14 protein-coding genes are annotated in these 13692 nt (G+C 30.2%); 5 read left to right on the top strand and 9 right to left on the bottom strand.

What is annotated here, in order from left to right; genetic code table 11:
• Positions 1 to 2 precede the first annotated feature (2 nt).
• Genes ABMA70_RS09360 through ABMA70_RS09340 form a run of 5 tightly spaced genes read right to left on the bottom strand, consistent with a single transcriptional unit; the run spans position 3 to position 4005 of the window.
• Entirely contained in the window at positions 3 to 707 is a 705-nt protein-coding gene (locus ABMA70_RS09360; RefSeq protein WP_392993965.1) for a class I SAM-dependent methyltransferase, read from the bottom strand.
• The gene (locus ABMA70_RS09355; protein WP_392993968.1) at positions 708 to 1352 is read right to left on the bottom strand and encodes a WbqC family protein; all 645 of its coding nucleotides are present in this window, start codon (positions 1350 to 1352) and stop codon (positions 708 to 710) included. It lies immediately after the preceding gene.
• Between the two features lie 17 nt (positions 1353 to 1369).
• Positions 1370 to 2440 carry a DegT/DnrJ/EryC1/StrS family aminotransferase gene (locus ABMA70_RS09350; protein WP_392993971.1) on the bottom strand — a complete coding sequence of 357 codons (1071 nt, stop codon included), beginning with the start codon at positions 2438 to 2440 and terminating at the stop codon, positions 1370 to 1372.
• The gene (locus ABMA70_RS09345; protein WP_392993974.1) at positions 2433 to 3353 is read right to left on the bottom strand and encodes a hypothetical protein; all 921 of its coding nucleotides are present in this window, start codon (positions 3351 to 3353) and stop codon (positions 2433 to 2435) included. Before ABMA70_RS09345 ends, ABMA70_RS09350 begins: the two co-directional genes overlap by 8 nt.
• A complete protein-coding gene (locus tag ABMA70_RS09340; protein WP_392993976.1) occupies positions 3346 to 4005 on the bottom strand; it encodes an acetyltransferase in 660 nt (219 codons plus the stop codon). The genes ABMA70_RS09345 and ABMA70_RS09340 overlap by 8 nt, the downstream gene beginning before the upstream one ends.
• A 78-nt stretch (positions 4006 to 4083) precedes the next feature.
• Between ABMA70_RS09340 and ABMA70_RS09335 the strand changes: the two genes are divergently transcribed.
• The 4 genes from ABMA70_RS09335 to asnB are packed head-to-tail and all read left to right on the top strand — an operon-like array spanning position 4084 to position 9103.
• Positions 4084 to 4893 carry a phytanoyl-CoA dioxygenase family protein gene (locus ABMA70_RS09335; RefSeq protein WP_392993979.1) on the top strand — a complete coding sequence of 270 codons (810 nt, stop codon included), beginning with the start codon at positions 4084 to 4086 and terminating at the stop codon, positions 4891 to 4893.
• A gap of 4 nt (positions 4894 to 4897) precedes the next feature.
• Positions 4898 to 6292 (top strand): oligosaccharide flippase family protein, encoded by a 1395-nt coding sequence (locus tag ABMA70_RS09330; RefSeq protein ID WP_392993982.1) that lies wholly within the window; start codon positions 4898 to 4900, stop codon positions 6290 to 6292.
• Positions 6289 to 7236 (top strand): glycosyltransferase, encoded by a 948-nt coding sequence (locus tag ABMA70_RS09325; RefSeq protein WP_392993984.1) that lies wholly within the window; start codon positions 6289 to 6291, stop codon positions 7234 to 7236. The genes ABMA70_RS09330 and ABMA70_RS09325 overlap by 4 nt, the downstream gene beginning before the upstream one ends.
• 7 nt (positions 7237 to 7243) lie before the next feature.
• A complete protein-coding gene (asnB, locus tag ABMA70_RS09320) occupies positions 7244 to 9103 on the top strand; it encodes an asparagine synthase (glutamine-hydrolyzing) (protein ID WP_392993987.1) in 1860 nt (619 codons plus the stop codon).
• On the opposite strand, the gene ABMA70_RS09315 is transcribed toward asnB, so the two are convergent.
• Positions 9096 to 10142, bottom strand: coding sequence for a glycosyltransferase (locus ABMA70_RS09315; protein ID WP_392993990.1), 1047 nt, complete (start codon positions 10140 to 10142; stop codon positions 9096 to 9098). The genes asnB and ABMA70_RS09315 overlap by 8 nt on opposite strands.
• Positions 10143 to 10212: 70 nt before the next feature.
• Here ABMA70_RS09315 and ABMA70_RS09310 point away from each other — a divergent pair, with 70 nt between their 5' ends.
• Complete coding sequence (locus tag ABMA70_RS09310; protein ID WP_392993993.1) at positions 10213 to 12162, top strand: acyltransferase family protein; 1950 nt, start codon at positions 10213 to 10215, stop codon at positions 12160 to 12162.
• Positions 12163 to 12216: 54 nt separating this feature from the next.
• Here ABMA70_RS09310 and ABMA70_RS09305 read toward each other — a convergent pair whose 3' ends face one another.
• The 3 genes from ABMA70_RS09305 to ABMA70_RS09295 form a co-directional block, all read right to left on the bottom strand.
• On the bottom strand, positions 12217 to 12441 hold the full coding sequence (locus tag ABMA70_RS09305) for an ATP synthase F0 subunit C (protein WP_103218593.1): 225 nt from the start codon (positions 12439 to 12441) through the stop codon (positions 12217 to 12219).
• Between the two features lie 66 nt (positions 12442 to 12507).
• Positions 12508 to 13311, bottom strand: coding sequence for a F0F1 ATP synthase subunit A (gene atpB / locus ABMA70_RS09300; RefSeq protein ID WP_103218594.1), 804 nt, complete (start codon positions 13309 to 13311; stop codon positions 12508 to 12510).
• Between the two features lie 2 nt (positions 13312 to 13313).
• Positions 13314 to 13682: a hypothetical protein gene (locus ABMA70_RS09295; protein ID WP_392993998.1), complete on the bottom strand. Its 369-nt coding sequence runs from the start codon at positions 13680 to 13682 to the stop codon at positions 13314 to 13316.
• Positions 13683 to 13692 lie beyond the last annotated feature (10 nt).

Raw genomic sequence — 13692 nt, 5'->3', positions numbered from 1 at the left:
CATTAAGGGATATCCCTCTTTGCTATAATATCAAAACGATAGTGGGAAGCAAAAAAGTCACTAGGCATTAGTATTACTTCTACCATCCAACCTAACTCTGAAAGACTTTTTGAAAAAAAGTCTACGCTTCTCCATGCACCTATACCAGACTTTGTATCATGCAACATCCTATCCATGTCATCCTTAGAATAGAAAAAGTTTTCTGCTCTACTTATATCGGGAATATTACCAATATATATACTATCTACATTTATCAATTTAGTACTTATATTTTCGAATATCTTTATAACACTTGCATCATCCAAATACGACAAAACACCATATGAAAATATTTTATTAAAATGTGTGAAGTTAATATCTTTATCAAAAATATCTAATATATTAGACACCAAAAAATTAGCATTCTGATATTGAAAGTACTTTCTTGCTATAGAGATTAAATATTTTGAATAATCCACTCCTAAGTAAGTTCCAAGCTTCCCAATAAATCTGCTCGATAAAGCAGAGTTACCACATCCTAAATCTAGGAGATGTGAGTTAGAATCTAGTGATAAATGCTTTATAGCTGATTCTGTAATATATAAAATATCTTGTTCAGATATATCATCTCCATTGACAGTCCAACTAACTTGCTTCCAAAAATCATCTTCTTTAAATTTTTTAGGAAATTCTTTAAATCTATTCGCACCATATTTAAGATTGGTCATTTACATCACACCTATCATTTTTGTTAAATCATTTACTGAATATTTTGTCATTGTGTCAAAGAAGGAAAGTTTACTATCTAAATCCCCTAACTCAGGTAAAAAAGTTAACTCAATTCTTGATTCTTTAAATTTTTCAACTTCATACAAAGACCTACCACCAGGTAAATTGAAATATTCTGTTGCACCCAATACTTTACAAATTTCAATAACCCTATCTTGACCCCTGAGTTCATCAAGTATATTTAGACTACTTGAACAAATAAATTTTGCATCCAAGCTTAAATAGCTTGAAATCTCTTGCAACTGCCAACTAAGATAGTGAGACAGTTTATTATCAAACAAAGAGGAAGGCTTCAAAAGCCTATCTATAACTTCATTTGAAAAAGGATTCTTATTATAAGATTGTTGTAAAGTTTTTTTCACTTCTTCGACAGAGTCATCAAGTAAAAATAACTCGTTAATCTTCTTATTTATACTTGCCTTCTTAACCTTTAGTGTTAACAGCTTTGCCTCTCCATTTATTGAAAAATAATTTCTATTAATCCAGCCTCTTTTAATATAATTAACATCATCAAAGATAACAAAATAATCTACTTTAGAAATTAATCTGAAATAACCAATATATGGTAAAAAATATGGTTGCATAACTGCTACTTTAATAACTACCTCAATAATATTTGAATTATGGTATCAACAATACACATTTCTAAACCCGGATAATTTGGTAAAGACAAGACTCTTTTTGAAATTGAACCAGAAACATCGCACAAAACATCACCTTTAAATAAGGTATCAAGGCTTGGGTAAAAATATCTACGAGGATAAATATTCTGTTCATTTAACTCTTTTAATTTACTTAAAAGGATTTCTTCATCCTCAAATAAAATAACAGTATAAGAATAATTCCACTCTACATCACTATCAAGTTCTGGAAAATAATATTTAGAAGAAAGACAATCATAATAATGATCATATATAATAGCTCTTTCTTTGATAGCTTGATCGACTACTTCCAATTGACTTAGTCCCATTGCAGCACTGAATTCATTCATCTTAGCATTTATACCTACACCTGTAATCTCACCTTTCCTATTAATCGAGAAGCTTCTTAAGCTCCTTATTTCTTCTGCCAAAGAGTCATCATTCGTTACAATTGCCCCCCCTTCAATACATTGAAAAAGCTTTGTTGCATGAAAACTTAATATTGAAGCATCACCATAATTAAGAATACTATTATCACTTTTTTTAACTCCAAAACAGTGAGCAGCATCATAGATGACTTTTGCATTCTTCTCTTTAGCAAACTTATCAATTTTAAATACATCACAAGGATGTCCAAATACATGCACAGGAAGTATGCAACTTATATCTGGAATATCTTGTGTATATATACTTGAAAAATCCATATTAAAATCTCTAGGTGAAATATCAAGAAAGTATGGAGTTAGCCCCTCCCAAAGTAGACTACTTGTTGTAGCAACAAAACTAAAGGGTGTTGTAAGGACATTTCCTTTCAAATTAAGTGCTTTATATAGTAAAGACAAAGCAGATGTCCCATTATTAACTAAAACTACATTCTTTACATTAAGATAATCACATAGCTTTTCCTCAAGTTCATTGACATACGGCCCATTATTCGTATAGACGGAATTTTCAAGAATTTTTTCTACTCTATTTAAAAATGATTTTTTATTAGGTAAATATGGTTTGACTACATTTATCTTATTATTCATATACTAATTCCACCAAACCAAACCCAGTTTTTCCAAAATCATTACCATTATATAAAACATAATGTTTCCCATTATTATAAAAGTACTTTGGATAACAAATCATAGCATCATCCCACTCACCTTTTTCACCATATTCTATAAAATTATCATCAATAACTCGCCAAGAATTTTGAAACTTCTTTGCGAGTCCAATCTTATATGCCGAATCCTTATTACTTCTAAAGTCAGTTACAGCTCTATAGCAAAAAAGCATAAAAGTTGTATCCTCTATAGTAAAAACACTTGGAGATGCATAAACATAATCATCTTTTAAACAAGTTTTTGAAGGCCTATTCCAATCAATACCATTTTCAGAAAAAGCATATTTTATTACATATTTGGATTCAAATCTATCTTGATGATATTCCCAGCCAGTACCTGAACAATACCACATCTCCCAAATTCTACCTCTAACGACATCAGGCATAACCGCCAAGTACGGTTCTTCTCTAGTTCTATCTAAAATAGGGCCATTGAATTTTCTGATAAATTCTACTCCATTACTACTGCATGCCAAGCCCGTGCTATTGTGATAAGGCACAGTTGCTCTTTTATTCCAAGCAGTATAATAAAGCCAAATTTCTTCGCCGTGCCTAATTATTGACGATGGCATCACTCCGGAATCATCAAAATCCCCCATTTTTCCAGGTTTGAGGATTGGTTTATTTTCAAAATGACTCAGAGAAAAATTATTATCTAAAAAAAAGTCAGCAGAGTAGATATGGCTTATATTATCGATCGATCGTGAAGAAAAAAACACTCTAAGCTTATTATTTATAATAAGTGGAACGGGCACTTGAGCATGTGAAACGAGTGAATAATCACTAGGATTGAATACTCTTCCAATTTTTTTTGCTTTTAAATTATTAAACATTTATGTCTTCTGAAGATTTTATATATTTTGCAGGACTGCCCATATACAATCCCCACTCTTCAGTCCCCTTTGTTACTAAAGACCCCATAGCTACTAGAGTTCCAGCCCCTATGGAGACATCATTAGAAATTGTAGAATTAACACCGAACCAACTAAAATCATGAACATTACAATGACCAGAAAGAACAACATGCGATGTGAAAAACACATGATCGCCAATTCTACTATGATGTCCAATATGATTTCCACTCCACATTACTACATTATCTCCAATTTCAACAAAAGGCTGTATAGTATTATCTTCCAATATAAAACAATTCTCACCAATTCTATTAGTTAATACTGTAGCAAAAGGGCTTATATAACTATAAAATCCATACCCTTTTTCCTTTCCTTGAAGATAGACATCTTTCCGATCTCTATTCATCCTGCTCCCAGTCATCGGTACAAATAATTTATACTCATCCACAGGGTAAGTATTTTCAATTTCTTCATATGGGATAACTGGCAATCCCTTCCAATTACTTCTATCTAAAAACTTTCCATGAACAGTGAAAGCAACTACCTCAACATCACTCTCAGCACTAAGATAATAATGTGCAAGTTCGGCTATATCCCTCAATCCAAATATAATTATTTTGTTTTTAATCATGTATAAATTCTCCTAAATTTAGGATAATATAATATCACATTATAGAAAAATTAAACAGAAAAACACTAGGTATAACAGATGGAAACATTGAACAACTTGAAAGAAAAATATAATAAAGAAGGCTACTTAGTTCTAAGAAATCTTACTACGTCTGAATCGGTTGCACTACTTAATGAATATAATAAAATTCTTCTAAATACTATAAGTGTTCACAAGCTTTCAACGAGTAATTGCATACATGAGAATTTTAAAACCCTCTATAATCACGATAAAGAAATATATCTATCTACACTTAAGTTATTACCTAAGACACTCTCGAGCTTTAAATTTTTTACGAACGAAAACATCACAAGAATAATTTCTAACCTTGGAATTAAAGGCTTAACACTTCAAACTACCCCAGTGTTTCATATTATGTCTAATTATTTAAAATTTGAGAATGGATATTTTGGAATTACTGAACATCAAGACTGGACCTCCTTACAAAGTAGCTTAAACACTATAATAGCATGGGCCCCACTAACAAAGGTTAATAGTCAAAATTTCACTATCAAAGTTGCACCTGGCTCACACCTCAAAGGGCTACTTAGAGGTATTCAACATAATCACGTATACAGCCCGTTTGACGACAATTTAACTGGAATGAAATTTGTAGATATTGAAGCAAACCCAGGCGACCTAGTACTAATGTCATCATTTTTAGTACATAAAAGTTGTCTTACAGGAAATCAGGATGTCAGGCTAGCGATTAGCCATAGGTATGAAGATTACACTGAAACAGAGTTTATTACAAGAAACTACCCCTTCACTCAAGAGAAAAAAATTATTCGTCGAGAAATTCCTGATAATTTCCCAACAAGGGAGCAAGTCGCAAACTGCTTCAAGTAACCCTATGTTAATTATTAAAAACTTATTCTATAATTCGCTCTCCGTATTTATAGCAAGAGCTACTAACTCAATAGGATACCTTTTATTAACCCGTTTCATTTCTCCAGAGATATTTGGTTTATTTACTCTTATACAGGTTTTCACAAATCTTGGATCAATAATAATTGACCCTGGCATATCTCAAATCCTAGTTAGGAGCCGTGATTCAAGAGAGCAACTTTTTACTACAGCACTTTACTTATCCTTATTTAATGCACTAATATTTAGTATTGCGACATATTACATAGCTCCGTACATCATACCTTCTGAGTCATTTAAAGCATTTAATAACGCATATTACTTAATTATTATTTATTATTTTACCATAGCATTTCAAACACCTTCAAAGGCTAGCTTAGAGAAAAACGGACAATTTAAAAGAATTGCATTTATTGAAGCGAGCTCGTACATTATTTCACTCTCTTGTTCTTTTATACTTACTTATTTCAAATATGATCTTGAAGCACTTATTTCGCTAAATCTAGTTTCACAAACAATAATAACTACTGTGTTTTATTTATCGATAAAAACCTCATTAAATTTTCGAAAATTTGACAGTGAATTATTAAAGAGAATTATTTTTGAAATCAGATATCTAATGTTTACTAGAGTCAGCTTTCTAGTCATCTCAAATATTGAAAAAGTAATAATACCTAGAGTAAATAACATTTCCACTTTAGGTATATACAATACGTCAATTAGAATTAATAACCTACCAATTCAATTTTCTACCAATGCATTCAACAGGGTACTGCTACCTCATTATAGTAAAAGTGATTTAACCTCAATAAAAAAAGAACATCTTAGCATAATAACAGTTCTTACAAGTCTGCTCGCACCTTTTTACATTGTACTACTAATTTTTAATAATGAACTTGCTTCGTTCATGAATAAAGACTGGCACAACATAGCTTTCTTCCTAAAGTATGGAGCATTAACGTTGCTACCAGGTTTATTTGGTATTTTAAATGAAAGCTTTTTAATCGCAACAAATCAAACAAAACTAATATTTTATGTAAACATTATTGAGAGAACAACTAAACTCTTAACAATTTCGTCATTGTTCTTTACAGATATTGAAACATTTATCTATCTAGAGTGCTTAAGAGCATTTACAATCGTGACATTAATCTCCTACATTTGTCTAAAAAAAATCAATGTAACACTATGTGAAATAACTAAGGTCTATACAAGACCATTAGTGCTGCTTATAATTGCTACACTCTTCTATACTATATTCAATTGCTTTGAATTAAACATGTACTTTTGTATATTTATTTTCATTAGTTTAGCGTACTCATATATTCTATTATCTTTTAAAACTCTAATTAGAAAACTTTTAACAAGAATAAAAAAATGAAAAATGAAACTCTATTAACTATTACTGTTGTTACTTACAACCATGAAAAATATATTAAAAAATGTATCGAATCAATCCTAAGGCAAAAGATTAAAGTTCCCTACAAGATAATCATTGGCGATGATTGCTCAAGCGATGATACCTTAAAGATTGTCAATATATATAAAAAAGAATATCCAGAAATTATAACAGTTTTAACTCATGATAAAAACATGGGAGACAATGGCATATCTAATAACCTGAGGCTTTATAGGGCAGCAGAAGGGAAGTACTTAATACCTTTTGATGGAGATGATATTATGCTCCCGGGAAAAATCAATGCACAACTAAATATCATGGAAAAATTTTTGAATGTAAATGCATGCTATCATAGAGTAGAATGTATTGATTCTAAAGGAAACAAAATTTCGAACATTAAACAGCCTAATAAAAGCTTCTTTTTCAAACAAGAACAATTTGTAAAACACGGCACATTTGTACTTAACACTTCAGTAATGTACAGACTAAACTCACTTGATTTTGATCTATTTATAAAAAAACATAATGGATATGTTGGTGACTACATATTACATATTTTATCAACAAGAACAGGTGATGCGTATTACAAGAATCAAACCTTTTCACAATATAGAAAACATTCAAGTTCATTCACTTCGAATCCAGTTTTACAGTATAAAAAATACAAGCTTAGTATTGAAATCTTAAACTCACTTAGCTCATACATAAACCATAAAAAATCGCTAAACTACGGAATATCTAGGCTAGAATCACTTAACGCATTAGTATATTTAAAAAATAAGCAATTTAACAAATTTAAAGTATTCACAAAAAATAAACTACTAAAGAAAAAGATACTTTTCCAACACGAATACTTTTATTTAACATTAATGCTTTATTATACACCTAAAAAAATATTAAAATTTATATTAAACTTTAAAAAATGAGTCTTGAATGTGTGGAATTAACGGATACATTACTAAATACAATGATATAAATAGTACTGATATTATAAAAAAAATGAATCAATCTATTTCGCATCGAGGTCCAAATTCAAATAATTTTACAAATGTCAGAAATATATACTTAGGTCATACAAGATTATCCATTCACGACTTGTCTAATAATGGCTCACAGCCAATGTACTCGAAAAGAAAAAAATATGTGATTGTATTTAATGGTGAAATTTATAATTATTTAAAACTCAAAGAGAAATATAAAATAGAAACAACTTCAAGTAGCGATACTGAAGTACTTATAGAGCTTATTGAAAAAATTGGTATAAAGAAAGCATGCGAAGAACTCATTGGTATGTACGCATTTGCTGCTCTAGATACCGAGAAAGACTTACTGTATTTATGTCGTGACCGAATTGGCGAGAAGCCATTATATAAATATAAAGACAAACAGAATATTTTTTTCTCTTCCGAACTTAAATCAATCTCACCATTTATAGAAAAAGAATTAGATAATAAGGCACTAGAAAATTATTTTTCTCATAGTTATATTGGAGAACAGCAGTCAATTTTTAAAAATGTTTCAAAAGTTCAACCTGGAGAAATAGTCGAAATTAATACAATTAATTTCGAGGAAGTTAGTTATAAATACTGGTCAATCGATAATGAATATAAAAAAAATAAAAACACATATAAGAAATCGTTCGATTCTGCATTAAGCGACTTAGATAAAATACTAAAAGAAGTAATCAATGAACAACTTGATTCTGATGTCCCTATTGGATGTTTCTTATCAGGAGGTGTAGACTCTTCACTTGTTTCTGCTATTGCACAAACTATTTCAAATAAACCAATTAATACATTTAGTATTGGATTTCATGATTCAATTTATAATGAAGCAATTTATGCGAAAGAAGTTGCTGAATTTCTTAAAACAAATCATACAGAACTGTATACTACACCGGAAGACTGTATATCACTAGTAAGTGACATTAAGAAGATTTATGATGAACCATTTGCTGATTCTTCTCAATTACCAACATTACTATTATCAAGACTAACAAAAAAACATGTTACAGTATGCTTAAGTGGAGATGGTGGTGACGAGATCTTCTGTGGATACGAACGTTATTTGATGACAACTAAATTAGCTAAATACAATAATAATATTCCATCTTTCGTAAAAATGGCTCTTACTTTACTAAGTCCGTCGTTAAGAATTCCATTTATTAATAAAATTTCACCGATTTCATATCATAAGTTACAAAAACTTAATGATCTATTTAAAAGTAAATCTGACATCGAAGTATACAATTACTTCATACAACACTGGGGTAATATTAATCCACTCATATTTGGAAATAACCAAACAGCAAAATTTAATTTTAATATTGGCGATAACTTATTTGATAAAATGTGCTTATTAGATATGAAAACCTATCTTCCTAGTGATATTTTCGTTAAGGTTGATAGAGCATCAATGAGTACTGGCCTAGAAACTCGTGCTCCATTAGTTGATAAACGTATTATAGAGTTTTCAATGCGCTTACCAATAGATTATAAAGTTCAAAATAATCATGGAAAGTACATATTAAAAGAACTTCTTTTTAAGTACGTAGACAGAAAACTAATTGAAAGACCAAAAAAAGGGTTTTCTGTACCAATTGAGAATTGGCTGCGTAATGAATTAAAAGATTGGGCAACTCCAATTATTCTTAGAGAAAATCCATATTTAAATAAATCCATTATTTACAAAATATATGATGAACATATGAAAGGTATCCGAAACTGGTCAAGACCTCTTTGGGATGTAATAATTTTTAATGAATGGTACTCAGAATATATAGATTTTAACTAATATATGATTTCCATGTATTCATTATGGTATTTAACTCAAACATATTTGCTCTTTCTATAGAGAGTTTTTTATAATAATCATAGTTTTCATTTACGTTCAGAATACTGTTTACCCAGAGTTTGTAATCCGTTGTATTTATGGGTATCGGTAATAGAACACCATACTTATCTTTTATTATTTCACTAGGTCCTGTTTTACAATCACTAGAAATGATAGGGAGGCCACAAGCCATCGCCTCTATCAAGACATTTGGTAATCCTTCATTAAATGAAGTTAGTAATAGAATAGAACCAGGATAAAAATAATTAAAAGGATTTTTCTGTAAACCAACTAAGTCTACCTTTTCAGTAAGATTATTATTAATTAAATATTCTTCAATCTCATTTCTTAGAGGACCATCTCCAATCAAACACAATCTATATTCAGGGTCTCTACTATTTAATTCTTTAAATACATTCAATAGACCATGAATATTTTTTACACTATTAAAACGGCCACAATACAATATACTTTTATAAGCTTTTTTGCTTGTTTGAAGTTTTTTAATTGAATCTAGATCTAGAGCATTAACAACTACTTTTATCTTATCCTGAGGAAGTCCTAATTGGACTAAAATACTCTTACCTTCTTCTGAATTTATAATTATAAGATTTGAAAATTTATATAACAATATAATTAATTTCAAAAATGTATATTTAATAAAACTACTTTTAAATCTATTCAAATTTGTTCTAACACTTACAATAGCATTATGTCGTTTTATCAGTTTTGTTAATATATTAATCACATTACTTAATTCCATGAAAGAAATTACTGTATCACGGCTACTTATACGTATAGCTAAAGCAAATGGAGCAAATAATAGCAATGCAATCTTATTCATATTAAAAATACTTAAAATTGACCTATGCTTATCAACTTGATAAAAATTTATATTAGTAAAAGAGAATACAGTGTCAATGAAATCCTTTTGAGATAAATATGATACTTGTCTTTCAGCACCACCTTGATCAAGACTTCCTATCAAAATATGATTCATAACTATTAACACCCTTATGCTTAATGTTATAATATATTTATATTTTAAATAATTTTATCAGGAAAGGCTAATGACTTACAAACCCCATATTGATGGACTTAGAGCTATCGCGGTAATTGCAGTAATATTCTACCATTTAGAATGGTCACTATTTAATGGTGGTTTTATAGGAGTCGATATATTTCTTGTAATAAGTGGTTATCTTATAACTTCTATACTATATAAACAGTATTCAGATACAGGAACAATTAAAGTCATAAATTTCTTTCAAAAAAGGTTTAGAAGATTACTACCATCACTTTTAATTACACTTACACTATCTTCTATAACTGCTCTTTTTATTTTATCACCTACATCTTTAATAAAATTTGCTAAATCTGTTAAATATGCACTCATAAGTTTATCAAATATACATTTTTGGAAAGAAGCCAATTACTTTGACACCTCTTCAAAACTGAAGCCGCTTTTGCATACATGGTCTCTTAGTATTGAAGAGCAATTTTATCTATTTTGGCCTTTTTTAATTCTATGTCTACTCAAAATAAGTCGCAAACATTTTAAAACAATGCTTTTTTCAATTGGTTTTATTAGCTTCTATTTAAATATAGAAGTTACACAAGAAATATTAACACCAGTATCTACATATATAAAAGAATTCCTATCATATAAAGGTCGGAATATAAATTCAGGTTTATTCTATTTACTACCCTTCAGAGTTTTTGAATTCGTACTTGGTGCATTACTTATTAATATAGATTTTAAAAGAATTGTTAAACACAACTACTTAATAGAGATATTTAATATAACAGCCTTTACAGCACTAGCCTATTGCACTTATACATATACTGAACAAATTCTATTCCCAAGTTTTAATGCACTTATTCCTTGTATTGCTACTTGTATTATCATTGGTACAGCAGAACATTCTAAGCTTTTTTCTTTTTTAAAAAGTCATCCTTTTACATTTACAGGAAAGCTAAGCTATTCACTATACTTATTTCACTGGCCAATGATCGTTTTTACTTATTACGTAATAGAAGAACATAGTACTTTTATAGATATTGTTATAATTATTGCTACTTTCATACTTTCATATTTAAATTTTAAATATGTAGAAAATTACTTCAGATATAAAAAAGTGAAAGAAGTAAAATGGAGCTACCTAACAGCAATCACCCTTATCTCATGTTTTATAATTATTGTTCCTATAAACAATGGCTTTCCATTTAGAAAAAAACTCGATTCAAATATTGTAAACTTACCATTGTTAGAAAATAGCGATGAATATCACAAATCATTCTATGGTGGTAAAAAATATTCTGAATTTGAAAATTCAGAAAATGCAAATGTTTCATACTACTTACTGGGCGATAGTCATGGAAAACAATACTACTATGGATTTACTAAATACTGTGCTAGAAATAATTGTAACGTATTCACAAATGCAGGCACCAGTTGCATTAATCTAAAATACTTCAGTAGATCTACCAATGAATCAAATTGGGATGAACATTGTAAAAATGCTTACAAACAAGCAATTGTAAGAATAAATAAGGAAAAACCCAATTATATTATTATAAGTCACTTTTGGTTATTTCAATTGAAGCATGCAAAATACAAAGGAACAACAACAGAAGATTTACATCATATAAAACAGGGCATTGTCACATTACTAGATGAAGTCCCAAGAGATACAAAAATTATTATAATCGGTAATGTACCAACAACTAATAATGTGAATCTATATGATAAACTAACATCTCCACTTTTAAATATTAATACTAGAAATCTACTAAAAACAAAAACTGAAGACCTTAAGGAAGTCATAGAACTTAATATCAATTTTGAAAAGATAGTTACAAACATAAAAAATGTAACTTACGTAAATCCATTTAAAATACTATGTAACAATATTGAGTGTCACAATCTAGATACAGAAAAGAGATTAATTTATTCAGATCCTAATCACCTAAGCCTATACGGGTCCGAATTGATGGTAAAAGAGATTCTTAAAAAATAAAAAAAGGCAGTCTTACGACTGCCTTCCTTTTAAAATCAATTTTAGATTTTCGAATTAACCAGCAAGGAATACTGAGATAAGTACGAAAATTACAAGTGATTCCATAAGTGCAAGACCTAGAATCATTGGAGTTTGAATCTTGTCAGCAGCAGATGGGTTTCTTGCGATACCTTCTAGAGCTACAGAAGCAGCTTTTGATTGTGCAGCAGTACCACCGTATGCAGCGATAGCCATTGCTAAGAAATACGCGATGTACTTAATTGCTTGAGTGTTTTCCATAATAGTCTCCTAAAACGTTAGTTACTTTGATCAAGTAACAGTTAAATTATTAAGTTTAAGTTTTAATTAGTGTGCGTGGTGCTCATCATGATCGTGGTGAGCAGTTGCAAGACTAATATAAACCATTGATAACATTGTAAATACGTAAGCTTGGATAAAACAAACTAGAAGTCCAAGTAAGTAGAATGGAATTGCAGCACCAAACATACCAACGTTCACACCAAGAATTTCAAGGTTAAGGAAAGTTGTTAATACGTGGTGGTCACCCATCATGTTACCTCTAAGACGTAGTGCTAGAGATAGAGGACGAATAAAGTTTGAAAGAATCTCAATTGGGAAAATTAAGATTGCCATGTACCAAAGTGGACCTGCAAAGTGTGCAAGGTAGTTCATCGTACCAAGTTCTTTACAACCTTTGATGTTGTAGTAAACAAATGAAAGTACACCAAGAGCAAGAGTTGTGTTGATGTATTCAGTTGGAGGTAAGAAACCTGGAACAAGACCAATTACGTTCGCTAGGAAAATTGTAATAAATAGGAACGAAATGAACTTGAAATATTTTGGTGCATCTTCTTCACCGATTACGGCACGACATTGAGTCATGATAAAAGATCCGTACATCTCAACGATGTTTCTTAGTGAAATTCCTCTATCTGGAACTACTGTCTCTTCAAGAGTCATTTTAGAAACGCGCATTCTATAAAGAAGAGCTACAAGTAAAATGATGATTGCAACAAAAGACTTAGTGAAGATGTGATCAACGTAACCTAGGTGAAAAACATGAGAAAGTTCACCAAGCCACAGAAATCCACCTGCTGCGTATGTATTTGTCGCTAATAAAGTAGTTAAAAGAAGGGCTATTTTTTTCATTATTAGTCCTTTTTGATGCTGGCGCCCAGCACAAATATATTTAAGAAATAATTTATTACCGGTATAATTATCTTACTTTGAAGAATTTGTACACCAAATAATAGAGCACCGATTAAAATAACAAGCTTCCCTATAAATAAAAACGCTAGATACTTTCCATTGGCCTTGTAACCATCGATGCGATGTGGCTTTATCAGCTCATCTACGGCCATCCAAAACATCACTAAATATAAGACAGTTGCTACGTAACAAACAGCGAACGCTGTCCATTCCATGCCTGGAGTCAATAAATAAAGACACGCTGCAGCCATAGGAAGTGACAACATAAAAAAGCGAGTGAAACTAATTTTATTAAATAGATCTTTAAACATGATGATTATT

This window comes from Halobacteriovorax sp. XZX-3 (assembly GCF_043196495.1).
In the GTDB taxonomy this organism is placed as follows: Bacteria; Bdellovibrionota; Bacteriovoracia; order Bacteriovoracales; family Bacteriovoracaceae; genus Halobacteriovorax_A.
The sequence above is the reverse complement of the archived record's forward strand: the minus strand, read 5'-3'. Positions and strand labels throughout refer to the sequence as shown.